Here is a 23,443-nt window from a genome sequence, read left to right on the forward strand (position 1 = left end):
CATTCAGTTGGAAAAGCCCGGCCACCGCTTATTGGCGGCCGGGCTTACAAGGTTCAAAACGTCTTCAGAAGTGAGCCGATTTCGCGGTCGCGGGTTTTTCCATCGGCGGTGCAAACTTGGTCAAGTCGATCCCCTTTACCGCCGACTTGTATTCCTCGGCGGTTGGGGTCCGGCCCAATATGGCCGAGAGCACGACAACCGGTGTCGACGCCAGCAGGGACTCACCCTTTTTCTCATCCGAGTCTTCAACAACACGACCCTGGAACAGGCGCGTGGATGTCGCCAGAACGGTATCGCCTTTTGCAGCCTTTTCCTGGTTCCCCATGCAAAGGTTGCAGCCGGGCCGCTCAAGGTACAGGATATTTTCATATTCCGTACGTGCCTTGTTTTTCGGGAACAGATCATCGAATTCAAAGCCCGAGTATTTCTGGAGAATGCTCCACTCGCCTTCTTCTTTCAGCTCATCAATGATGTTGTAGGTTGGTGCCGCAACAACCAGCGGGGCCTTGAACTCGACAGTGCCCTGTTCCTCTTCAAGGTTCTTAAGCATCTGCGAGACGATAATCAGATCGCCCTTGTGCACCATGCACGACCCGACAAAGCCCAGATCGACCTTCTTTTCACCCTTGTAGTAGGAAACCGGGCGGATAGTGTCGTGGGTGTAACGCTTTGATACGTCAGCATTGTTCACATCCGGATCGGCTATCATCGGTTCGTCGATCTCATCCAGATCAACAACGAGCTCGGCAAAATACTTGGCGTTTTCATCGGGTTTCAGGGCTGGCTTATCACCCGACCTGATTTCCGCGATCCGCGCATTCGCCTTGTCGATCAGACCTTGCAGCGTCTGGGCTTCGTTTTCCATACCCTTGTCGATCATGATCTGGATGCGGCCTTTGGCGATCTCCAGAGATTCAATCAGCGTGTCATCTTCGGAAATACAAATTGATGCCTTGGCCTTCATCTCGGCCGTCCAGTCGGTAAAGGTGAACGCCTGATCCGCCAGCAAGGTGCCGATATGAACTTCGATGATCCGGCCCTGGAAGACGTTGTCAACGAATGTCTTTAACATCTGCGACTGGGTGGCGTGAACCACATCGCGGAAATCCATATGGTCTGCCATCTGGCCTTTGAAGGTCACCTTAACCGATTCAGGGATCGGCATCGTGGCTTCACCGGTGGCCAGCGCCAGCGCAACGGTGCCCGAATCCGCACCAAACGCTACGCCCTTGGACATGCGGGTGTGCGAGTCGCCGCCAATGATGATGGCCCAATCGTCCACGGTGATGTCGTTCAGCACCTTGTGGATTACGTCTGTCATCGAATGGTAAACACCCTTGGGATCACGCGCAGTGATCAGGCCAAAGTTGTTCATGAATTTCATCAGTTTAGGAATGTTCGCCTGCGCCTTTGCGTCCCAAACTGACGCTGTGTGGCACCCGGATTGATAGGCGCCATCAACGATGGGCGAGATCACGGTCGCCGCCATGGCTTCCAGTTCCTGCGCGGTCATCAGGCCGGTGGTGTCTTGCGACCCAACGATATTGACCTTAACCCGAGCGTCCGAACCCGCGTGCAGAACCTTTCCGTCAGCCACGCCAACCGCGTTTTTGTTGAAGATCTTCTCGACAGCTGTCAGGCCCTGACCCTCGTGCGAGATTTCCTTGGACGGAGCAAATGCAGATTCCAGCGCAACGCCAAGGGTTTCGGCCGCAAATGTCTGCAGCTTCTTACCAAAGACGATAGCGTAAGAGCCGCCAGCCTTGATGAATTCGACCTTTTGCGGCGTGAAGGACGACGATACATCGACAAGCTCTTTATCGCCTGCTTCGTTGTAAAGCTTCTTGTCCTTTGTGTTGATGGTCAGAACGGTTCCGGTCTCGACCGAGTATTTCTGTTCAAGGACAGGACCGTCGTCGTTGTTCAGGATCGGGTTGCCGTCATCGTCCAGCTTTTTGACCCAGTTCTTCAGGTCAATACCGATACCTCCGGTCACGCCAACGGTGGTCAGGAAGATCGGTGAGATTCCGTTTGTTCCCGCGACAACCGGTGCGATGTTCACAAAGGGAACATAAGGGCTGGCTTGCGTTCCGGTCCACAAGGCGACGTTGTTGACGCCGGACATGCGCGAGGACCCGACGCCCATGGTCCCTTTTTCTGCGACCAACATGACACGTTTGTCCGGGTGTTGTTTCTGCAAATCCTGAATCTCGGCCTGCGCCGCCGGTGTGATCATGCATTTGCCATGCAGTTCCCGATCCGCACGAGAATGCGCCTGATTGCCGGGCGACAGAAGGTCGGTGGAAATGTCCCCTTCGGCCGCGACATAAGTCACAACCTTGATTTCCTCATCGATGTCAGGCAGCCGGGTAAAGAACTCGGCCTTGGCATAGCTCTCCAGAATGTCCTTTGCGACTGCGTTTCCGGCCTCAAAAGCAGATTTGAGGCGCTGGGTATCCGCATCATACAGGAACACCTGTGTTTTCAGCACCTCTGCCGCCTGACTTGCAATCGACACATCATCGCCCAGCGCCAGATCCAGCAGAACCTCGACCGAGGGGCCACCTTTCATATGTGACAGCAGCTCGAACGCGAAGACCTGCGAGATTTCTTCGACCGAGGCTTCACCCAATATGATCTCTTTCAGGAACCGTGCCTTTTCACCAGCTGCGCTGGTTGTCCCCGGCAGCGTGTTATAGATGAAATAGGTCAAAGACTCGGCGCGGTGAACGTTTTCAACATCCTTGATTTGCTCGATGATTTCCTGAAGCAGCACACCGTCTTCAATGGGTTTGGGGTGCAAACCTTGCTCTTTGCGCGTCTCAATCTCGTTCAGGTATTCTGTATATAGGCTCATGACGGTTCCGACCATTTAGCTGGTGCGCTGGCGGGTAACAAACCAGCGCCTTAATTTTGTATGCCGCGGTATACTAAATGCCTACAACTTGCAAGACACTCTCCTGCGACCCTGTGTCCTGATCGAGGATGTATTTGTCGAAATACTTGCCAGTCAGGCGTGATCTGTCTGTCGCGGCCAACAGGTTTTTGCACCCTGGCACGCTAGCTTCCAGATGCGGAAATCAGTTCCTTGGCCAGCGGCAAGGATGAGTAACCCAGCCGGGACGGCGTCAATCCCAATCGCACAATCACCATATCATGAGAGGGGAAAATACCGATGGACTGACCATCATGCCCCTGCAACCAGACGGCATCTTCAAAAGGTGGCAAATCTCCGGGTGCTTCCAGCCAAAGGTGGCCCTTGGCGTATTTGCCATCCGAAGCATCAACCGGCTCGAACATCCAGTTCACATAACCTTCTGGTAATATCCGAGAGCCCTTCCAAACCCCTTTTTGCAGCAAAAGCTGCCCGTACCGGGCCCAGTCACGCGCCGTCGCATACATATAACTGGACCCGATGAAGGTATCGCTGACATCCGTCTCGATAACCGCCGATGTCATGCCAATCGGCGCAAATAGCGCGTTGTGCGGATAGCTCAGCCCACCGTCGCCCAACTTGTCCTGCCAAACCCGAGACAGCATCGTGGACGTGCCCGAGGAATAGTTGAAGTCCGTTCCAATACTGGATTCAGCAACGCGCCCGGCAGCAAATTCGGCCATACCGTCACGAAGATACAGCATGCGTGTTACGTCTGAAACGTCGCCGTATTCTTCATCCCATTGCAGCCCGCTTGTCATCGCCAGCATATCAGCCACGGTAATGTTGCGCCTTGCGTCGTCGGCCCAATCGGGAAAGCTGTCGACAAACGTATCTGACAATCTCATTTGACCCGCTTCAATCAAGGTGCCGATCAATCCGGCCGTAACTGTCTTGGTCATGGACCAGCCCAGTAACGGGGTATCCGCATCAAACCCAGCTGCGTACCGTTCAGCAATGATGCGCCCGTTTCGAACCACCACAACTGCGCGAAATCCTTCGCCCACCAAACTGTCATTCGACAGTACAATCTGAAGCTTCGGGTCTTGGGACAAGGCAACGTCATTCCCGTTTGGCCATAGTCCTGCTGGCAGCGGATCAGGCGCGGAAAGTGTCTGGTTGCTCAGATCAGCCTCATGAACATTTGTGCAGCCAAGCCCCTGACGAAACTGCGATCTCGCGGGTGCAAAAAACCGGAAGATCCGCGCTTTCACAGTCTGCGCTTCCCGATCCACCTCTATTGAGATTTGCCCCAGCAGAGGGTGGCCGGGTGCTTGCACGTCCACAGCCAGAACTTCGTCAGGATCCCGTCCAGCAATGAAAACGTTCGAACAGACAATCTTGGCAGAGTAGTTGGTTCCCACCTTCAAAAGATCCGGGGGTGCGAACCAAAGGTAGCCAATCAAAGCTACCCCGCCCAGAACCACCGCACTGCCGGTCATTTTTAGTACTTTGCTGAACATCCGCCGCAACCATTCCTGCCGCTACCTCGCCCGGCAAAGGTTAGAAGCAACCGAGCAGGCTTTACCACAGTTTCGTTACGTCGACTGATAGGTCAGAGCCCGCACGCTGAAGCATGGCCAGTGCCATCCAAGATGCACATCGCTCGATCAGCAATTGCACAGATCGACTTCAGCCCCAAACAGGTAGCACGTTGGTCTTTACACCGTCAGAAATCCAGATTCTCGACGCTCAAAGCGTTTTTCTGGATAAATTCCCGACGAGGTTCGACAACATCACCCATTAGCTTGGTGAACAGATCGTCGGCTTCCACCATATCGTCTACGCGCACTTGAAGCAGCGTGCGTGCATCCGGGTCCAAAGTTGTTTCCCAAAGCTGGTCGGGGTTCATCTCTCCCAGACCTTTGTAGCGCTGCAGGGACAGGCCCTTTTCCCCTTCTTCCAGAATGGCGCGCAACAGGTCCAGCGGACCGTGGATCAATTGGCTACGATCACGGCGGATCAACGTGGCCGATGTGTTGTAGACCTCTTGCAGGCTTTGCGTGAAGCTGCCTGTTTTGCGGGCCTCCCCCGACCGCAGCATCGGGCCGTCCAAGGTGCGAACCTCTTCGACACCACGCAGAATGCGGGCCAGGCGAATTCCGTGATCCTGCGTGATCCGGCCCTGCCAGCCACGCTCATACTCCAACGCGATCAGATCCAGACGGGCGGCAACCTTGTCAGCCACCCCTTGCAGGTCGGCGTCCACCGCACCCGGCACAAAGGCACCGGCAACGGCTGCCTGTTCCAGAATGTGGCGCGGGTAGTGTGTCGGGAAGGCGTCCAGAACACGCTTCAACTGTCGCGCTTCGTCCACCACGCGGGCCAAATCCTGACCAATGATCTCTTCGCCCGATCCCAGTTTCAGCACGGCACCCTCGATCCCCTGATTGACGAGATAATCGTCCAGCGCCGCCTGATCTTTCAGATAAACCTCTGATTTACCGCGCGAAACCTTATAAAGTGGCGGCTGCGCGATATAGAGATACCCACCTTCGATCAGCTCAGGCATTTGCCGGTAGAAGAACGTCAGCAACAGGGTCCGGATGTGCGCACCGTCCACATCCGCGTCAGTCATGATGACAATCTTGTGGTAACGCAGCTTTTCGATGTTGAACTCATCGCGGCCAATACCCGTGCCCAGCGCCATGACAAGATTACCAATCTCCTGCGAGGACAACATCCGGTCAAACCGCGCGCGTTCCACGTTCAGTATCTTACCGCGCAGCGGCAGAACCGCCTGAGTCAGCCGGTCACGGCCCGTTTGCGCCGACCCTCCGGCTGAATCGCCCTCGACAAGGAAGACTTCGGTTTTGGACGGGTCTTTTTCGGAACAATCCTTCAGCTTGCCCGCCAGATAGTTCACATCCATCGCCGTTTTGCGGCGGGTCAGTTCACGCGCCTTGCGCGCGGCCTCACGCGCCAGAGCGGCCTCGATGATCTTGCCGACGATCGCCTTGGCCTCAGTCGGGTTTTCTTCAAACCACTCGGCAAGTTTTTCGTTCATCAGACCTTCGACCGCCGGACGAACCTCCGAACTGACCAGCTTGTCTTTGGTCTGTGACGAGAATTTCGGATCAGGCACTTTGACCGACAGCACACAGGTCAGACCTTCGCGCGCGTCATCACCGGTAAAGCTGACCTTTTCCTTTTTCGCGATCCCGCTGGACTGCGCGTAGTTGTTGATCGTCCGGGTCAGGGCACCACGGAAACCCGCCACATGGGTACCGCCATCGCGCTGAGGTATATTGTTGGTAAAGGGCAGGACAGATTCGTGATAGCTGTCATTCCACCACATTGCGATTTCCACGCCGATATCGTCGCGCTCGCCCTTGATATAGATCGGCTCGGACATGGCAGGGGTTTTGGACCGGTCGAGATACTTGACGAATTCCTTGACCCCACCTTCATAGAACAACTCAGTTTCCAGCCGTTCCGCCGGACGCTCGTCAATCAGGATGATCCGCACGCCCGAATTCAGGAAAGCCAGTTCGCGCAGGCGTTTTTCCAATGTCTCGAATGAGTATTCGAGGTTCGAGAATGTATCGGTCGAAGCCAGAAACCGCACTTCTGTTCCTGTCCGGTCTCCGCATTCACCGACAACCTTCAGGTGCTCAGCGGTTTCGCCACCTTCAAACCGCGCGACATGCTCTTTGCCATTGCGCCAGACACGCAGTTCCAACCAATCCGAAAGCGCGTTCACCACGGAAACACCCACACCGTGCAGGCCGCCCGACACCTTGTACGAATTGCTGTCGAATTTTCCGCCAGCGTGCAGTTGGGTCATGATGACCTCGGCCGCCGACACGCCTTCTTCCGGGTGGATGTCCACCGGAATACCACGCCCATTGTCGCTGACCGAAACACTGGAATCGGCGTGAATTTTCACCGTCACATGGTCGGCATGACCCGCCAGAGCCTCGTCAATCCCGTTGTCGACAACCTCATACACCATATGGTGCAGACCCGAGCCATCATCCGTGTCTCCGATATACATGCCGGGGCGTTTGCGAACTGCCTCCAAGCCTTTGAGAACCTTGATAGAATCTGCGCCGTATTCTTGAGGAGCCTGTGCGTCTTCGGACATTCAGTCAGTACCTATATTATTTTGGTAACTTATACGTTTTCTGGTAGGGATTGTCACGCCATCCCCCAATATTTTGTGTTGTTCCGGATCGTTTTTTGCCACCCGAAAAGGGGATCACAAACGATCGATATCAGAAGCGATATCCGCGGCAATTTCCAACGCATCGACATCCTTGCGCTCGGCCGACAATCGCAGCCCGAGAATGTCCGACTGATACCGTGCCGCCAATCGATCCGGATCATGTCCCGCCCCGATTTCACCGGCATCCTGAGCCTTGCGAAACATATCCGCGAAACAGTCTTTCATTTCCGCCATGTAATGCGCCGCCTGATCCGCAAGGTCATGATCCTTCGCCTTCATCTCGGCATATGTCTTTGCCAACATGCAGGCCTTTGCCGGGGTCTCGGCTGCTTCGATCACCAATCGGGGCTGCGCTTTCAGCGCCTCCTTCGGGCCCAGTTTTTCCACCAGGGCATTTAGGCGCGCCACACCTTCTTGCGTATAGCTCTCCAGCGTTAGCGCATAGAGCGCATCTTTCGACCCGAACGCCACATAAAAACTGCCGGGCTTCAGCTTCAGTTCCCGCTCCAGATCCTTCAGCGATGTACCAGCCCAGCCCTGACGCCAGAAGATATCCTTCGCCTTCGCGATCAACGCGTCACGATCATATGCGGGTTTGCGAGGCATCAACATCACCAATTCTTGAACGCTCACTCAAATATATACTTGAGCGATCACTCAAGAAACCCTAAATACGACCCATCGCGCCAGAAACAGGAGTTCCAACATGGCCAATTTCCCGTCTCACGACCTCGAAACCGCGCCTGAAGCGTCCAAACCGCTGCTGCAAAAGTCTCAGGCCGCTTTTGGTCGCTTGCCCGGCCTGCATAAGGTCATGGCCGAAAGCCCTCAACATCTGGAAGGCTACCAGATTTTGCACGGTCTGTTCCTGCAAACCGATTTCGACAATGATGAGAAAACCGTCGTCTGGCAGACCATCAATGTGGAAAACGAGTGCCACTACTGCGTGCCCGCCCACACCGGTATCGCCAAGATGATGAAGATATCGGATGATATCTCAGACGCCCTGCGCAATGAAACCCCACTGCCTTCAGCCAAGCTCGAAGCACTGCGCACCTTCACCCTGCAAGTCATGGAAACACGCGGCAACCCGACCGAAGATCAGCTTCAGGCGTTCTTTGATGCGGGCTATTCCCATCGCGCGGTTCTGGATGTCGTGCTGGGTCTGGCCCAGAAAACCATGTCGAACTACGTTAACCACATGGCCAAAACCCCAGTGGACGAAGTTATGCGCGGTTTTCTGTGGGAACGTAAAGTCAGCGAACCGGCCTAAGCAGTCACGACCGAACCCTCATCGCTTTCGGTAACGATCAGCGTCTGGGCCCGGTCGCCCAATTCCGCAAACAGTTCAGGCCCGGTACCGGTCATCCAGGCCTGAGCGCCCAGCGCGCAAATCTCGTCATAAAGCGCTGCACGCCGCCCAGCATCCAGATGCGCGGCCACTTCATCCAGCAGTACGATTGGAGGTGCGCCCAGCATTGCCGCCAGCGCCCGCGCATTGGACAGGATCAGCGACACCAAGAGCGCTTTCTGCTCACCAGTGGAACACTCCCGTGCCGGCACGCCCTTGGCCGCGAACACACCGTACAGGTCGGACCGATGCGGCCCCACCAGGGTTCGGCCCGCTGCCAGATCCCTGAACCGGCTCTCGCTCAACGCGTCTCGCAAATCTTCCGCTGTCTCGGGCATTGCGCCTTCGGTTTGCACCAACTCCAGTTCGGCCGAAGGAAAGACCGTTTCCGCCCGGTCCTGCGCCGCCCGCAGAAGATCCAGCGACCTCAACCGCGCGGTATGGATGCGGTGCCCCGTCTCGGCCAACTGCCCTTCAAGCGCGGCGTACCAATGCGCGTCCCTGATCTGCTCTTTCAGCAGACGGTTACGTTCGCGCATCGCTTTTTCATAAATCAGCGATGTTTCGGCGTGGGCCGGGTCAAAACTCAGCGCGATACGGTCCAGAAACCGACGGCGTCCCTCAGCCCCTTCAATCCACAGACGGTCCATGGACGGGGTCAGCCAGACTACCCGTGCAAGTTTCCCCAGATTGATCTGGGTCGCCGACTTGCCATCAATTCGCACCTGTCGCGCTGCGCTGCCCTCGGACCAGGTTTCGATTTCAAACCGCTGCCCCTGAGCGTCCAGCAACCCGGACAGTTTCCAACCCAACGCCTCGGGCCGACGGGTCATCTCGGCCGCGCTCGCCCGCCGCATCCCGCGACCGGGCGAAAACAACGACACCGCTTCAAGAATATTGGTCTTCCCGGCCCCGTTCGGCCCGTGAATGGCAACCGGTCGGCCGTCCAGAGACAACCGCGCCAGCTTATGAGATCGAAAATGCGAGACCGTTAGCTCGGTCAGGGCCAATCCCATGACCCCTCCCTTCATCTTTTCAAAAATACTCCCGCCGGAGGCATCGCATCCGCGCGATCAGACGCGCATCGGCATGACGACGTATACAGCGCTCAGATCGTTGCCTTCACGCATCAATGTCGGGTCACCAGCCGAGTTGAACAGGAAAACTGCATTCTCACGATCCACCTGAGACGCAATCTCCAACAGGTATTTGGCGTTGAACCCGATCTCCAACCGCTCATCCCCGTAAGCGACAGCCAATTCCTCCTCGGCGGCGCCGCTGTCAGGAGCATTCACCGACAAGATCAGCTTGTCGCCTTCCAATTGCAACTTCACTGCCCGCGACCGTTCCGACGAAACAGTCGCCACGCGATCTACGGCCTGCGCGAATTCAGCAGCATCCACTTCAAGCTTGCGGGTATTTCCTTGTGGGATAACACGTGTGTAGTCGGGGAAGGTGCCGTCAATAACCTTCGACGTCAGCGTGATATCCGGCGTGGCAAAGCGTACCTTGGTTTCACTGACCGAAACGGCGATATCCATCTCGTCGTCATCCAACAGCTTGCGCAACTCGCCCACTGTTTTGCGAGGCACGATCACGCCGGGCATATCCGCCGCGCCAGCTGGCAAATCTGCGTCAATTCTCGCAAGCCGGTGGCCATCGGTGGCCACACAACGCAACACTTTTCCACCCTCGGACCCATCTGCCACATGCATGTACACACCGTTCAGATAGTACCGGGTCTCTTCGGTCGAGATGGCGAATTTTGACTTGTCGAACAACCGGCGCAGCAATGCTGCCGACGCGCTGAAATTCGATTGATATTCCGAGGACGCCATCACCGGAAAATCTTCTTTTGGCAGTGTCGCCAGCGAAAAATTCGACCGACCCGCTTCAACTGTCAGCCGTCCTGCGGCGCTGTCAGCAGTCAATGTCACCAGCGCACCGTCCGGCAGTTTGCGCACAATCTCATGCAGGGTTGTTGCCGCGACGGTCGTCGCGCCCGCCTTTTCGACCTGTGCGGGTGCCTTATCGACCACTTCGATATCCAGATCGGTGGCACGGAACTGGACCTGATCGCCTTCGGCCTCGATCAGGACATTGGCAAGTATAGGAATTGTATTGCGACGTTCTACAACGGACTGAGCCTGCGAAACGGCTTTAAGAAGGGTGCCGCGTTCAATGCTGATCTTCATACCCTCAATTCCTCTGACTTGCGTACCGACATGGGCGGGACTGGCACGTTAGCGGTTCCACCCCGAGGCACAAGGATTTTTTACGGATTTCTGGGTTGGAATGCACCAACCGTCAAGTGCGGCGTGCCCCACACGCCTCAGTTCTGGTGCAACCGTGGATTCTTACGCACAAAAAACACTCCGGCACAGAAGTCCGGAGCGTTTCTTAGCACTACTGGCCCGGTTCAGGCTTCGAGAGAACGGCGCAGCATTTCCACGTCTTCAGCGATCTGACCATCAGTCAGTTTCAGCTCTTCAATGCGCTTGACGCCATGCATGACTGTGGTGTGGTCGCGCCCGCCGAACCGGCGGCCGATCTCTGGCAGCGACCGGCTGGTCAGCTGCTTGCACAGATACATCGCCACCTGACGGGGGCGCGCGTAGGATCGCAGGCGCTTGGGACCGATGATATCGGACATGCGGATGTTGTAGTATTCGGATACTTTCCGCTGAATCTCTTCAACCGTGATCTTACGCTCGGATGCGCGCAGGACATCTGCCAGACAATCCTGCGTCAGCTCCATGTCGATCTCGCGTCCAACCAACGAGGCAAAGGCAAACAGACGTGTCAGAGCACCTTCCAGCACGCGGACATTGGTCGAGATACGATGAGCCAAAAATTCAAGGACGCCATCTGCAATCGTCAGGTCGGGATAGGAACTGCTATATTGCTGGACCTTGTTCTGAAGAATGCCCAGACGCAATTCATAGTCGGTCGGATGCAGGTCAACGACCAAACCACATTGAAGGCGGGACTTTACACGATCTTCCAGATCCTTGATTTCGCCCGGGGCGCGGTCGGCCGAGATGATGATCTGCTTGTTCTGATCCACCAGCGCATTGAACGTATGGAAAAACTCTTCCTGAGTAGAATCCTTTCCGGCAATGAACTGCACGTCATCGACCATCAACACATCGACCGAACGGAACAAATGTTTGAAATCCATCATCCGGCGTTCCCGCAGGGCCTGCACGAAGCGATACATGAACTGTTCGGCTGACAGGTACAGGACATTCAGTTCCGGATGCTTGGTTTTCAGCTCCCAGGCAATTGCGTGCATCAGGTGGGTCTTACCCAGACCCACTCCACCATACAGAACAAGCGGGTTGAATGTTACCGGGCCGCCTTCGGACACACGGCGCGCGGCAGCATGGGCCAGCTCGTTGGGTTTACCCACCACAAAACTGTCAAAGGTGAAACGTGAATCGAGCGGCGCGGCCTGCAACGACTCCAAAGCGTTCTGCGCACTATCCGTCGCCGCTAAGGGTACCGGCTCTGGCTGAGTTTCGGTGACCACCTTGGCTGCGGGCTTGGGACGCGCGGGCGAGTTGGCAGCAACACGGAAGTCCAGACGCTGAACGGTTTCCCCAGCCGTATTCAGCTCGTACAAGATGAGGTCCGCAAAATTCTGGCTAACGTAGTTCCCCATAAAGTTCGTTGGCACGGAAAAAACCGCCACACCATCCTGCAGCTCTTTAAATTCCAGAGGCTCGATCCATGTGGTGTAATTATTCCGACCGACAGCCTTCAGCAATTTGTTACGCAGTAGTCCCCATTTCTCTTGTGTCATTCAGCGCCTCACGCATCCCATTCTTATTGGCCTGTCGGCCTTATCATACGAAGCCGGTTGCCCGGTCTTGCATTCACACACCCAAAGGGAACCTGTCGCCAAACCTAACGGTTTGGCGGGGATTGCCCCTGAAAGTTCGGTGCACCCGGATTTTCGACGCTCAAAAATAGATGAGCGTCCCGAAACTCGGGCTGCACGTCACAATCTCAATTTTCAGACAGGGCCGAGAATCCCGGATAACCCGGACTTCGCGGCAGATCGGCAGCCCAGCTTGCGCCAGTCGTCGACGAATGTTTCCAGATCGATCTGATGCCCGTCAGTCCGATCGAGTAAACAGCCTGTCCCCCCAAGCGAGTGAATCGCTGACATCAGTGGTAGCAACTTGAAATGGGGCGCGGCAACGAAACTCTGATATTGACTCGGGTCTTTGGTCGAAAGAATCTCTCGGTTTCGTGAAGGCGCGGTATTCCGGCAACACGAAAAAAGCGCCGCAATGCGCAGCGCCTTTGACATTAGTTCAGCCTTGCTGACTTGACCTAAGGTAACCCTCAGGCTTTAGCCCAGAGCTTTGACCCGGGCCGACAGGCGCGACATTTTACGCGCGGCAGTGTTCTTGTGGAACACGCCTTTGGTGACGCCGCGCATCAGCTCAGGCTGGGCGGCGCGCAGTGCTGCGGTTGCCGCATCTTTGTCACCGGATGCAATCGCTTCTTCGACTTTACGCAGGTAGGTGCGGATGCGCGAACGACGCGCTTTGTTAACAGCGAAACGCTTTTCGTTCTGACGGGCGCGTTTCTTTGCCTGGGGCGAATTTGCCATGTATCTCTGACCTTCGTTCGGTACGGTTATCAAGGGTTGCGCGCCACGGATATATCCGCACCGGATCAGAAATCACGAGTGTGAGTCGGGCCATGCGGGCCGCACGCGCATGTATTGCGGCGCTCAATACCGAACATTTCAAGGATTGCCAAGCCGATTCTTGGGGCTCACAAATCGGGTAAAGAAAAGGCGGGCATAGCCCGCCTTTCATTAGTCTCTTGCGTTTTACTTGTCGCGAAACTGCGCAGCCCGCTTTTCAAGAAACGCCGCCATGCCCTCTTTCTGGTCCTCGGTGGCAAACATGGAATGGAAGACGCGACGCTCAAACAGCATTCCTTCACTCAGCGGAAGCTCGTAACTGCGATTGACCGCTTCTTTTGCCGCCGCTGCCGTCAGTGCCGATTTCTCGGCTATTTTTTGCGCCGCACCGACGGCTTCCTCGATCAGCTTCTTGGCCGGTACGACCCGGCTGACCAAACCAGCGCGCTCGGCTTCGTCCGCGTCCATAAACCGACCAGTCAGGTTCATGTCCATCGCCTTGGACTTGCCGACAAAGCGCGTCAAACGCTGGGTGCCGCCCAACCCGGCTATGACGCCAAGGTTGATTTCAGGCTGGCCGAATTTTGCAGTGTCCGCCGCAATGATGAAATCGCAAAGCATTGCCAACTCGCATCCCCCACCCAGAGCATAGCCCGCAACCGCGGCGATGATCGGTTTGCGAATCGCCAAAACCCGGTTGTTTGCATCAGCAAAAAGGTTGGTGGTGTAGACATCGACAAAGCTCATCTCGGACATTTCCCTGATGTCCGCGCCTGCGGCAAAGGCCTTGTCCGATCCGGTGATGACGATGCAACGCACCTTGTCGTTGCTGTCCGCCTCTTCCAGCGCGGTACACAACTCACCCAGCAACTGGGAGTTCAGCGCATTCAACGCATCCGGTCTGTCGAGTTTGATTAAGGCGACGTGGTCTTCGATTTCGACGATGATCGTCTCAAAAGCCATGAGAAAAAAGCTTCCGGTTGTTCCGTTCAGTTACGAGTCCTTACCACGCGAATTCTCTGGATCAAGCTATCTTTGGCATTGCGCACAGTAGAAGGATGAGCGGCCGGACTGGGTGATTCTCTGGATCAGACCAGTGCAACCTTCGGTGCGGCAGGGCTTTCCTTCGCGACCGTAGACATCAAAGCTGTGCTGAAAATATCCAAGTTCTCCATCAGCTTGGCGGAAATCCCGCAGGGATGATCCGCCTGCTTCGATCGCGTCCTGCAACACCCTCCGAATGATGGGAACCAGCGATGCGACACGTGCCGCAGATATTTGCCCTGCTTTGCGACGTGGCGACACCTTGCCGCGATAAAGTGCCTCGCAAACATAGATATTCCCCAATCCGGCAACGATTCCCTGATCCAGCAGAGCTGATTTGACTGGGGTATTCCTGCCTTTGAGCGCCTCAATCAGGTGTTGCTCGTGGAAATCATTGCCCAAGGGCTCTGGTCCCAGAACCGCCAGAAGCTTGTGATCCTCGGCTGTGGCTGTGGGCAGCAGGTCCATCGCTCCGAACCGGCGTGGATCGTTAAAGGTGATACGCGTCCCGTTGGCCATGTGAAAAACAACATGGTCATGTTTCTCAGCGGCAGGATGTTCGCGCAGGAAATGACCTAGTGGATCCCCTGACACCGTCATTCGCCCGGACATCCCCAGATGGATCAACAATGTCTCGCCGCTGCTGAGATCGGCCAGGATATATTTTGATCGCCGCCGTAACCGATCCACGCGCTGCCCGGTCAGCCGTTCTGCCATGCGTTCGGGAAATGGACAGCGCAGATCCGGGCGATTCACATCGGCGCGTTCGATCTCGACCCCCTCCATCGCAAGGCTCAGGCCGCGTCTTACGGTCTCGACCTCGGGCAATTCTGGCATTACAGGGCTCCTATTCCAAAGGGCCGCATTGTGCCCCGCTTCCAGAGCCCTATAACAGAAGCGAAATTCGACAAACGGCAAGGCTTATGTCCGACAACAGCGACAACACCACTCATTTCGGGTTCGAAACCGTACGCGAGGCTGACAAGGCCGGGCGCGTGCAGGGCGTGTTCAACTCGGTCGCCTCGAAATATGACGTGATGAACGACGTCATGTCGATGGGTATCCACCGGGTCTGGAAAGACGCGATGATGGACTGGCTGGCACCACGTCCCGGTCAGCGTTTGCTGGATGTTGCAGGCGGAACCGGTGACATTTCCTTTCGCTTTCTGAAACGTGCAGGCTATGGCCATGCCACGGTTCTTGATCTGACAGAACCTATGCTGGTCGAAGGCCGGCAACGCGCCGAAGCCGACCAGATGGCCGATAGCCTGAACTGGGTGGTGGGCGATGCCATGGCCCTGCCGTTCGAGGACAACACCTTTGACGTCTACACGATTTCTTTCGGCATCCGGAACGTGACCCGCCCGCAAGAGGCCCTGAACGAAGCCTTTCGCGTGCTGAAACCCGGTGGCCGCCTGATGGTACTGGAGTTCAGTCAGCTTCCCAATGACGGGCTGCAGAAGCTCTATGACCTCTACAGCTTCAATGTCATTCCACGCATGGGAAAGCTGATCGCGAATGATTACGACAGCTATCAGTATCTGGTGGAGTCGATCCGCAAGTTCCCCGATCAGGAAACCTTCCTGAACATGGTCCGAACTGCTGGCTTCAAAAACGCCAAATACCGCAATCTCAGCATGGGTATCGCCGCGCTGCATTCCGGCTGGAAGATCTGACGCATGCGTGGTCCCCACAACTTCATCCGCCTGATCCGTACAGGCGCAACGCTTGAGCGCACCGGTGCCATGAACGTGGTCCTCGACGCGTTCGAGGCGCCAAGGGCTATCCGGTTTCTTGCCCACGCTCTAGGCAAACCGTTTTGGTGGCTGGGGTACAAGGGCGACCCGGAAATGCCGCCTGCAACACGTGCACTCACCGCTTTGGGCCCGGCCTACATCAAGTTTGGTCAGGTGCTTTCGACGCGCCCGGATGTAGTAGGCGATGAACTGGCTGTGCAACTTCGTGTTTTGCAGGACAAGCTGCCGCCGTTCTCGAAAGCCGTGGCTTTGGCCGAAGTGGAAAAGGAACTGGGGCAGCCTGTTGCCGAGATATTCTGCGATTTCAGTGAACCCATTGCAGCCGCGTCCATTGCTCAGGTCCACAAAGCCAAACTTGTTAGCACGGGCGAGGATGTCGCCGTCAAAGTTCTGCGCCCAGGGATTGAGCGCGCATTTCGCAAGGACGTGGACGCGTTTTATTTCGCCGCTCGCATAGTCGATTTGTTTGCGCCCGGTGCTCGCCGATTGCGTCCGATGGAGGTCATTGAACATTTCGATGGCGTTGTACGGGGTGAACTGGATCTGCGTCTGGAAAGCGCTGCTGCCTCGGAATATGCGGCCAACACAAAAGACGACAAAGGGTTCTGGCTGCCGCCTATATTGTGGTCACTGTCGGCACGGCGCGTGATGACACTCAGCTGGGCCGACGGTGTTCCATTGGGTGAAAATGACGCACTGGACGCCGCTGGCCACGATCGCCGCGATCTGGCTGAACGTGTGCTGCGCCTGTTCCTTCTTCACGCCCTGCGCGACGGCTATTTCCACGCCGATATGCATCAGGGCAACCTCAAGGTCGCCGCCAACGGTGATATCATCGCTTATGATTACGGTATCATGGGCCATATCGACGAATACACGCGCCGGGTCTACGCCGAGATTCTGTTCGGTTTCATCCGCCGCGACTACAAGCGCGTAGCCGAAGTGCATTTCGAAGCCGGTTACGTTCCTGCACACCAGGACGTCGATGAATTCGCCCGCGCCCTGCGTGCGGTTGGTGAGCCCATCTTCGGTATGGATGCCTCGCATATTTCGATGGGCCGTTTGCTAAGCTATCTGTTCGAAGTGACAGAGCGTTTTGGCATGGAAACCCGAACCGAGCTGATCCTTCTACAGCGCACGATGGTCGTGGTTGAAGGCGTTGCCCGGTCACTGGACGACCACATCAATATCTGGGAAGTTGCCCGCCCCGTGGTCGAAGATTACATCAAACAATCCATCGGCCCGCGCGCCGCGCTTCGTGACTTTGCCAAAACCGCTATGGTTCTGGCACGCTTTGGTCCGCGCCTGCCGACATTGGTCGAAAACGCGTTGATTGCACAGACGCACAAAGAAGAACCGGAAAACTCGGGTCTGTTGCCAAAAATCCTACCCGCCGCTCTCGGTGCGGTTGCCGGCGCAGCCATAGTTCTGTTGATCACTACACTCGGCTGATTGTGATCCGCAGGTTCATCTGGCTAAAAATATCCTCGGGGGGAATCGCGCCTTGCGCGATGGGGGGCAGACAGCCCCCCTTTGCCCAGACCCGGATCAGAGCCGCTCGATGGCAATGGCGATCCCCTGACCACCACCAATACACATGGTGATCAACCCTTTTGATCCGCCTGTGCGCTCCAGCTCATAAAGCGTCTTCATGGTAATGATGGCGCCCGTCGCACCGACAGGATGCCCCAGCGCAATCGCACCTCCATTCGGGTTCACCTTCGCTGCATTCAACCCAAGCTCCTGGTTGACGGCCAGCGCCTGCGCGGCAAATGCTTCGTTGCTTTCGATCACATCAAAGTCTTCCACTGACAAACCCGTCCTCCTGAGCAGGTTTTGCACAGCCGGTACCGGGCCAATACCCATGACTTCGGGGCGCACGCCAGCATGTGCATATCCGATCACGCGCGCTTTTGGCTTCAACCCGGCCTTTTCCGCCGCGTCTGCCGTTGCCAGCACCATCGCCGCCGCACCGTCGTTGATGCCCGAGGCATTGCCCGCCGTCACACGCCCATCTTTCTTGAACACTGGTCGCAACCCGGCCAGCGCATCGGCTGTCGTCGCTTTGGGATGCTCATCAACTTTGAAATCCACCATGTCGCGCTTGACCTTCACCTGAACGGGCACGATCTGGCTTTCGAAATATCCGGCTTCAATTGCGGCTGCCGCGCGGGTCTGGCTGGTCAGGGCGAAGTCGTCCATCTGTTCACGGCTGATCTGGTGTTCATCGGCAACGTTCTCGGCCGTCACACCCATGTGCCCTGTGCCAAAGGGGCAGTTCAACGCACCCAGCATCATGTCCAGCGAAGTGACATCACCCATTTTCGCGCCCCAGCGTGCCTGTGGAACAATGTAAGGGCTGCGCGACATGCTTTCTGCGCCACCTGCCACAGCGAAATCGGCATCGCCAAGCATCAAGGACTGCATCGCCGACACGATCGCCTGTGCGCCCGAGCCACACAGACGGTTTACATTCATCGCAGGGGTGCCATTCGGAATCCCAGCCTGCATCGCGGCAACACGCGACAGGTACATGTCCCGAGGCTCGGTATTGATGACGTGGCCAAATACAACATGCCCGATTTGCGCACCTTCTACCCCTGACCGTTCTAAGGCCGCTTCGGTGACCACCGTCGCCAGATCAATGGGTGCGGTTGACGCAAGTGCGCCACCGAAAGTTCCAATCGCGGTGCGCGCACCATCCAGCAATACGATGTCTGTCATGTCTTTCTCCTCTTGGAATCGTCGTCAGTATGCACATGCAGCATGATCCTGTCCTATAGGACGTGCCGTCACGGATGGAATTGACAAGCCGGGTCCCAACACGCATGGATTCCGTCATGACGGAGAATACAGACGATATCCTGAACCTTTTGCCTGCTCGCCTGAAAGAAGCACGCCGGGCCAAAGGACTGTCGCTGGAAGCAGTCGCAAACCTGAGCGGCGTATCCAGATCCATGGTAAGCCAGATCGAACGCGGTGAAAGCAGCCCGACGATCTCGACCCTCTGGAACCTGACCCGTGCATTACAGGTGGATTTTGCCGGTCTTCTGGAAGGATCAAAAGCCAGTGATCAGATCGAGGTGCTGCGCGCGTCCGAAGTGCCCAGCATCGACAATATGGGGCAGAACTGCCGCATTCGCATCCTGTCCCCACCGGAAGAGGCCGGTGGTCATGAGGTTTATGATATCGAGTTCGACAAAGGCGGGGCCTTGAACAGCCAGCCGCATGCGCGCGGCGCGCGTGAGCAGCTGACCGTGCTGGAAGGCGCCGTCAAAATTAAATCGGGCAGTGCCGTGTCGGATCTGAGCCAAGGGGACACCGCCCGCTATGCCGCGGATATCGTGCATTCCATCTCAGCCAAAGAACCAGCGCGGGTGTTTTTGATCGTAAAGAACGCCTGACGTCAGCAAATTTCCGCCTTCACGGAAAATTTTCCTGTATATTGAAATTCCCCTATTTGGGAAATTCATCCGCTATGTTAGATGTGCGACTCAGTTGAACGGAGGTCGCCATGGCAGATGCATTCCTGTCCCACATCACGGACACACTCGCACAGATCGAATCCGAGGGGCTGTATAAACGCGAACGAATGATCACCTCGCCTCAGGGCGGTGAGATTACGGTGGGCGGCAAACGGGTGATCAACCTGTGCGCCAACAACTATCTGGGTCTTGCGGATCACCCCGCGCTGATCGAGGCCGCAACAAATGCGATGGGTCCGAAAGGATTCGGCATGGCCTCGGTCCGGTTCATTTGCGGAACGCAGGATATTCACCGTGAACTGGAACAGCGGTTGGCGATATTCCTGAACAAGGATGATGCGATCCTGTTCGCGGCCTGTTTTGATGCCAATGGCGGGTTGTTCGAACCGTTGCTGGGGCCTGAAGATGCCATCATTTCGGACAGTCTGAACCACGCCTCTATCATTGACGGGGTGCGGCTGTGCAAGGCCAAGCGCTATCGCTATCTGAACAATGACATGAACGACCTGGAAGCGTGGCTGAAGCAGGCGCGCGAGGATGGCGCGCGTCATATCATGATCGCAACCGATGGCGTGTTCTCGATGGATGGCTATTTGGCCAACTTGCCGAAAATTCGCGAACTGGCTGATAAATACGATGCCATCGTCATGGTCGATGATTGCCATGCAACCGGCTTCATGGGCCCGCGCGGCGCCGGAACACCGGATCACTTTGGTGTTGATGTCGACATTCTGACAGGAACTTTGGGCAAGGCACTTGGGGGGGCAATCGGCGGCTACATCGCCGGGCCGCAGCCAGTGATCGACCTGCTGCGGCAGCGGGCGCGGCCCTATCTGTTCTCGAACTCGCTGCCGCCATCCATCGTCGCCGCAGGACTTGAGGCAATCCGCCTGGTCGAAGAAGGCGACATTCTACGCGCGCAGTTATTCGGAAACGCAAAGTACTGGCGTGCCGGTCTGGAAAAGCTTGGCTTTGACCTTTTGCCCGGTGAACATCCGATTATCCCTGTCATGCTGGGCGATGCAACGCTGGCACAAGAGATGGCCGCCAAGCTGTTTGACGAGGGCGTGTATGTCTCGGGCTTCTTCTTTCCTGTTGTTCCCCGCGGACAGGCGCGGATCAGAACGCAGATGAACGCCGCCCTGACACGGGACGAACTGGACCGCGCGCTGGCGGCCTTTGGCAAGGTTGGCAAGGAACTGGGGGTGATCTGATGCGACCCAACACGATGAAAGCGCTGGAAAAGTCGAAACCTGAAGAAGGGTTGTGGATGGTACAGGCCCCGGTCCCTGAAATCGGGCCTGATGAGGTACTGATCAAGATCAACAAGACCGGAATTTGCGGTACCGACATTCACATCTGGAACTGGGATGAGTGGGCCTCTCACACCGTTCCGGTTCCGATGATCACTGGTCATGAGTTCGCCGGGGAAATCGTCGAAGTTGGGCGCAACGTCACCGGGCTGGACGTTGGGCAGCGCTGTTCCGGCGAAGGGCATCTGATCGGCACTGAAAGCCGTCAAAGCCGCGCAGGCAAATTTCACCTCGACCCCGGTACGCGCGGGATCGGGGTGAATGAACAGGGCGCGTTTGCGCAATACCTGAAATTGCCTGCCTTCAACGTTGTTCCCCTGCCGGACGATATCCCGGATGAGATCGGGGCAATCCTTGATCCGCTGGGCAATGCTGTACACACCGCGCTAAGCTTTGACCTTCTGGGCGAGGACGTCCTGATCACCGGCGCAGGACCCATCGGCATCATGGCCGCCGCCGTTGCCCGCCATGCAGGCGCCCGCAATGTTGTGATCACAGACATTAACGCCGAACGGTTGAAACTGGCGGAACATGTGGTGCCATCGGTGCGGACCGTTGATGTTTCCAAACAAGATTTGCACGATGTCATCGCACAGCTTGGAATGAAAGAAGGCTTTGATGTGGGGCTTGAAATGTCCGGCTCACAAGCCGCGCTTGACCAGATGGTCGAGGCGCTTGTGATGGGTGGGAAAATCGCCCTGCTGGGGATACCGCCGGGGAAATCTCCGGTCGACTGGTCGCGTATCGTTTTCAAGGCGATCACAATCAAGGGTGTCTATGGTCGCGAGATGTTCGAGACCTGGTACAAGATGATCGCCATGCTGCAAAACGGTTTGGATGTGTCCCGCGTGATCACGCATCGCTTTGAGGTTGATGATTTTGCGGATGGATTTGCCGCGATGAAATCCGGCCTCTCTGGCAAGGTTGTCCTTGACTGGACCTAACCCGCTGGAAAGTTACGAACTCAACGCCTAGACAGGTGCAAGGATCGCACAAGGGAGGCATGAGATGGGCGCGAACAAAGACGATCGTCTGTTGCAAAGAGGTGTCGAAGACACTCTGGTCACTGATTTCGCCGAGACACATCGCAAAAGCTATGGAGATTTTCTGCAACTCAAAACACTGCTGAATCTGCAAAAGACCTTTCAGGACCCCGCGCAGCCGGACGAGATGCTGTTCATTATCATCCATCAGGTTAGCGAACTGTGGCTGAAACTGATGCATCACCAACTGGTCGAGGTGCGCCGTTTTTTGCAACAGGATGAATTTGGCCCAGCGATGAAAAACCTCGACCGCATCAAGGCCATTCAGCGGCAGCTGATTGCGGCCTGGGAAACCCTTCTGACCATGACGCCTGCCGACTATTTAACGTTTCGGCAGGCACTGGGCAGCTCGTCAGGGTTTCAGAGCTACGGGTATCGGCAGATTGAGTTCATTCTTGGCAACAAGGATGCGTCAACACTGAAGGTCCATGCGCATGACCCAGAGGTGATGGAGATGCTGAATGCCGCTCTGACCAAACCGTCGCTTTATGACGAAGTGTTGCACATGCTGGCCCGTCAAGGGTTCGACGTGCCCAAGGATCTGATCGAACGCGATTACGCCCAACCCTATTGCGGCGATTCGCGCGTGGTACAAATCTGGGTGGAGGTATTCCGCAACACTGAAAAATACTGGGATCTTTATGCTTTGGCCGAAAAACTGATGGATGTGGAAAGCCTGTTTCAACGCTGGCGCTTTGATCATGCCACCGCAGTTGAGCGCGTGATCGGGATGCAACCCGGCACTGGTGGCTCAAGCGGCGTGGCCTTTTTGCGAAAGGCGCTAGAGCTGCGGTTTTTCCACGACCTTTACGACGTGCGCACCGAATTGATGTACAGCGGGCAGACCTAAGACATGTTGTATCGAGGATTTTCGCAATCCGAGCTGGAGCGGGAGTACTCCCCCAGCACAATGATCGGCGGCGACCTAAGCCCGTATCTTGCCAGCTATAAGGCGCTAAGCGCTCAGGCGCGGGCCGACTATCCGGTACGGGAAAACCTGGCTTATGGTGACAGCCCCGTACAAGTCCTTGATTTCTTTCCCGCTCGCGATGACAAGGCACCCCTGCACGTCTTCATTCACGGCGGGTACTGGCAGGCGCTCAGCCAGAATGAATCGTCTCTGATGGCACCAGGTCTGGTAGAACACGGGCAAGCTTTTGCGACTGTAAACTACACGCTGGCACCCGATGCCCGGGTTGGCGACATGATCGACGAATGCCGTGACGCGTTGTTGTGGCTGGCGGCCAAGGCGGGGGAGTTGGGGTTCGATCCGTCGCGGATCACCCTGTCAGGTCACAGTGCAGGCGCGCATCTGGCGGCGATGGTGATGGCAACCTCATCAGATGCCCTTGCCAAAGCGGGGCTCCGGGTGCGGGATGTGATTCTGATCAGCGGAATATACGACCTGGAACCGATCAGCCTGATGTCGGTGAACGATCCACTGCAATTGACGCCGGTCGAGGTCAACGATCTGTCACCCATCCGCAATCTGCCCCGGCCCGGTCCTCGATACCATGTTTCGGTAGCCGAACGGGATACAGGTGAGTTCATTCGCCAAAGCCGCGACTATGCTGAAAGGCTGCGAAAGGCCGGACACTCTGTCAGCTTTATGCTCGCGCAAGGAATGCATCATTTCGATATCATCATGCATTCAGATGCGTTTCTGCCCCAGACAAAATAAGCG

19 protein-coding genes are annotated in these 23,443 nt (G+C 56.4%); 8 read left to right on the forward strand and 11 right to left on the reverse strand.

Translation table 11 applies throughout. From position 1 onward, the window contains the following. Positions 1-64: 64 nt before the first annotated feature. From ACR0D9_RS15750 to ACR0D9_RS15765, 4 genes are all read right to left on the reverse strand, one after another. Positions 65-2,857, reverse strand: coding sequence for a bifunctional aconitate hydratase 2/2-methylisocitrate dehydratase (locus ACR0D9_RS15750; RefSeq protein WP_480539384.1), 2,793 nt, complete (start codon positions 2,855-2,857; stop codon positions 65-67). A gap of 203 nt (positions 2,858-3,060) precedes the next feature. After that, positions 3,061-4,398, reverse strand: a complete 1,338-nt coding sequence (locus ACR0D9_RS15755; protein WP_480539386.1) for a serine hydrolase domain-containing protein — start codon at positions 4,396-4,398, stop codon at positions 3,061-3,063. Between the two features lie 206 nt (positions 4,399-4,604). After that, positions 4,605-7,022 (reverse strand): DNA topoisomerase (ATP-hydrolyzing) subunit B, encoded by a 2,418-nt coding sequence (gene gyrB, locus ACR0D9_RS15760; protein WP_480539388.1) that lies wholly within the window; start codon positions 7,020-7,022, stop codon positions 4,605-4,607. 114 nt (positions 7,023-7,136) lie between these two features. Beyond that, positions 7,137-7,709, reverse strand: coding sequence for a TetR/AcrR family transcriptional regulator (locus ACR0D9_RS15765; RefSeq protein ID WP_480539390.1), 573 nt, complete (start codon positions 7,707-7,709; stop codon positions 7,137-7,139). A 100-nt stretch (positions 7,710-7,809) separates the two neighbouring features. Between ACR0D9_RS15765 and ACR0D9_RS15770 the strand changes: the two genes are divergently transcribed. After that, positions 7,810-8,376 (forward strand): carboxymuconolactone decarboxylase family protein, encoded by a 567-nt coding sequence (locus ACR0D9_RS15770; RefSeq protein ID WP_480539392.1) that lies wholly within the window; start codon positions 7,810-7,812, stop codon positions 8,374-8,376. Here the strand turns inward: ACR0D9_RS15770 and recF are convergent. The 6 genes from recF to mutM all read right to left on the reverse strand — a co-directional run bounded on the left by recF (position 8,373) and on the right by mutM (position 14,998). Next, positions 8,373-9,470: a DNA replication/repair protein RecF gene (recF, locus tag ACR0D9_RS15775; RefSeq protein WP_480539393.1), complete on the reverse strand. Its 1,098-nt coding sequence runs from the start codon at positions 9,468-9,470 to the stop codon at positions 8,373-8,375. The two genes, ACR0D9_RS15770 and recF, sit on opposite strands and share 4 nt — an antisense overlap. 57 nt (positions 9,471-9,527) lie before the next feature. Beyond that, positions 9,528-10,649 carry a DNA polymerase III subunit beta gene (gene dnaN, locus ACR0D9_RS15780; RefSeq protein WP_480519984.1) on the reverse strand — a complete coding sequence of 374 codons (1,122 nt, stop codon included), beginning with the start codon at positions 10,647-10,649 and terminating at the stop codon, positions 9,528-9,530. 224 nt (positions 10,650-10,873) lie between these two features. Beyond that, positions 10,874-12,259 (reverse strand): chromosomal replication initiator protein DnaA, encoded by a 1,386-nt coding sequence (dnaA, locus tag ACR0D9_RS15785; protein ID WP_480488104.1) that lies wholly within the window; start codon positions 12,257-12,259, stop codon positions 10,874-10,876. A gap of 555 nt (positions 12,260-12,814) precedes the next feature. After that, positions 12,815-13,078, reverse strand: a complete 264-nt coding sequence (gene rpsT / locus ACR0D9_RS15790) for a 30S ribosomal protein S20 (protein WP_039541017.1) — start codon at positions 13,076-13,078, stop codon at positions 12,815-12,817. A gap of 225 nt (positions 13,079-13,303) precedes the next feature. Further along, positions 13,304-14,080, reverse strand: a complete 777-nt coding sequence (locus ACR0D9_RS15795) for an enoyl-CoA hydratase (protein ID WP_267363125.1) — start codon at positions 14,078-14,080, stop codon at positions 13,304-13,306. A gap of 66 nt (positions 14,081-14,146) precedes the next feature. Further along, positions 14,147-14,998 (reverse strand): bifunctional DNA-formamidopyrimidine glycosylase/DNA-(apurinic or apyrimidinic site) lyase, encoded by an 852-nt coding sequence (gene mutM, locus ACR0D9_RS15800; RefSeq protein ID WP_480488106.1) that lies wholly within the window; start codon positions 14,996-14,998, stop codon positions 14,147-14,149. 86 nt (positions 14,999-15,084) lie between these two features. Between mutM and ubiE the strand changes: the two genes are divergently transcribed. Then, positions 15,085-15,837, forward strand: a complete 753-nt coding sequence (ubiE, locus tag ACR0D9_RS15805) for a bifunctional demethylmenaquinone methyltransferase/2-methoxy-6-polyprenyl-1,4-benzoquinol methylase UbiE (RefSeq protein ID WP_480539396.1) — start codon at positions 15,085-15,087, stop codon at positions 15,835-15,837. 3 nt (positions 15,838-15,840) lie between these two features. Then, complete coding sequence (gene ubiB, locus ACR0D9_RS15810) at positions 15,841-17,370, forward strand: 2-polyprenylphenol 6-hydroxylase (RefSeq protein WP_480483942.1); 1,530 nt, start codon at positions 15,841-15,843, stop codon at positions 17,368-17,370. Between the two features lie 96 nt (positions 17,371-17,466). Here the strand turns inward: ubiB and ACR0D9_RS15815 are convergent, their stop codons facing one another. Next, positions 17,467-18,642: an acetyl-CoA C-acyltransferase family protein gene (locus ACR0D9_RS15815; RefSeq protein WP_480488107.1), complete on the reverse strand. Its 1,176-nt coding sequence runs from the start codon at positions 18,640-18,642 to the stop codon at positions 17,467-17,469. Positions 18,643-18,758: 116 nt separating this feature from the next. Between ACR0D9_RS15815 and ACR0D9_RS15820 the strand changes: the two genes are divergently transcribed. The 5 genes from ACR0D9_RS15820 to ACR0D9_RS15840 all read left to right on the forward strand — a co-directional run bounded on the left by ACR0D9_RS15820 (position 18,759) and on the right by ACR0D9_RS15840 (position 23,440). Then, positions 18,759-19,322: a helix-turn-helix domain-containing protein gene (locus ACR0D9_RS15820; RefSeq protein ID WP_480539398.1), complete on the forward strand. Its 564-nt coding sequence runs from the start codon at positions 18,759-18,761 to the stop codon at positions 19,320-19,322. Positions 19,323-19,432: 110 nt separating this feature from the next. Next, positions 19,433-20,617 (forward strand): glycine C-acetyltransferase, encoded by a 1,185-nt coding sequence (locus ACR0D9_RS15825; protein WP_480483939.1) that lies wholly within the window; start codon positions 19,433-19,435, stop codon positions 20,615-20,617. Positions 20,618-20,631: 14 nt separating this feature from the next. Beyond that, on the forward strand, positions 20,632-21,660 hold the full coding sequence (tdh, locus tag ACR0D9_RS15830) for an L-threonine 3-dehydrogenase (protein ID WP_480488190.1): 1,029 nt from the start codon (positions 20,632-20,634) through the stop codon (positions 21,658-21,660). Between the two features lie 64 nt (positions 21,661-21,724). Continuing rightward, a complete protein-coding gene (locus ACR0D9_RS15835; RefSeq protein ID WP_480483938.1) occupies positions 21,725-22,609 on the forward strand; it encodes a tryptophan 2,3-dioxygenase in 885 nt (294 codons plus the stop codon). Positions 22,610-22,612: 3 nt separating this feature from the next. Continuing rightward, a complete protein-coding gene (locus ACR0D9_RS15840) occupies positions 22,613-23,440 on the forward strand; it encodes an alpha/beta hydrolase (RefSeq protein ID WP_480539400.1) in 828 nt (275 codons plus the stop codon). Positions 23,441-23,443 lie beyond the last annotated feature (3 nt).

Source organism: Ruegeria sp. AK11 (assembly GCF_056541095.1).

Coding starts and splice junctions, on each gene's coding strand:
- ACR0D9_RS15750 (WP_480539384.1), bottom strand. CDS start 2,857: ATGAGCCTATATACAGAATACCTGAACGAGATTGAGACGCGCAAAGAG.
- ACR0D9_RS15755 (WP_480539386.1), bottom strand. CDS start 4,398: ATGTTCAGCAAAGTACTAAAAATGACCGGCAGTGCGGTGGTTCTGGGC.
- gyrB (WP_480539388.1), bottom strand. CDS start 7,022: ATGTCCGAAGACGCACAGGCTCCTCAAGAATACGGCGCAGATTCTATC.
- ACR0D9_RS15765 (WP_480539390.1), bottom strand. CDS start 7,709: ATGCCTCGCAAACCCGCATATGATCGTGACGCGTTGATCGCGAAGGCG.
- ACR0D9_RS15770 (WP_480539392.1), top strand. CDS start 7,810: ATGGCCAATTTCCCGTCTCACGACCTCGAAACCGCGCCTGAAGCGTCC.
- recF (WP_480539393.1), bottom strand. CDS start 9,470: ATGGGATTGGCCCTGACCGAGCTAACGGTCTCGCATTTTCGATCTCAT.
- dnaN (WP_480519984.1), bottom strand. CDS start 10,649: ATGAAGATCAGCATTGAACGCGGCACCCTTCTTAAAGCCGTTTCGCAG.
- dnaA (WP_480488104.1), bottom strand. CDS start 12,259: ATGACACAAGAGAAATGGGGACTACTGCGTAACAAATTGCTGAAGGCT.
- rpsT (WP_039541017.1), bottom strand. CDS start 13,078: ATGGCAAATTCGCCCCAGGCAAAGAAACGCGCCCGTCAGAACGAAAAG.
- ACR0D9_RS15795 (WP_267363125.1), bottom strand. CDS start 14,080: ATGGCTTTTGAGACGATCATCGTCGAAATCGAAGACCACGTCGCCTTA.
- mutM (WP_480488106.1), bottom strand. CDS start 14,998: ATGCCAGAATTGCCCGAGGTCGAGACCGTAAGACGCGGCCTGAGCCTT.
- ubiE (WP_480539396.1), top strand. CDS start 15,085: ATGTCCGACAACAGCGACAACACCACTCATTTCGGGTTCGAAACCGTA.
- ubiB (WP_480483942.1), top strand. CDS start 15,841: ATGCGTGGTCCCCACAACTTCATCCGCCTGATCCGTACAGGCGCAACG.
- ACR0D9_RS15815 (WP_480488107.1), bottom strand. CDS start 18,642: ATGACAGACATCGTATTGCTGGATGGTGCGCGCACCGCGATTGGAACT.
- ACR0D9_RS15820 (WP_480539398.1), top strand. CDS start 18,759: ATGACGGAGAATACAGACGATATCCTGAACCTTTTGCCTGCTCGCCTG.
- ACR0D9_RS15825 (WP_480483939.1), top strand. CDS start 19,433: ATGGCAGATGCATTCCTGTCCCACATCACGGACACACTCGCACAGATC.
- tdh (WP_480488190.1), top strand. CDS start 20,632: ATGAAAGCGCTGGAAAAGTCGAAACCTGAAGAAGGGTTGTGGATGGTA.
- ACR0D9_RS15835 (WP_480483938.1), top strand. CDS start 21,725: ATGGGCGCGAACAAAGACGATCGTCTGTTGCAAAGAGGTGTCGAAGAC.
- ACR0D9_RS15840 (WP_480539400.1), top strand. CDS start 22,613: ATGTTGTATCGAGGATTTTCGCAATCCGAGCTGGAGCGGGAGTACTCC.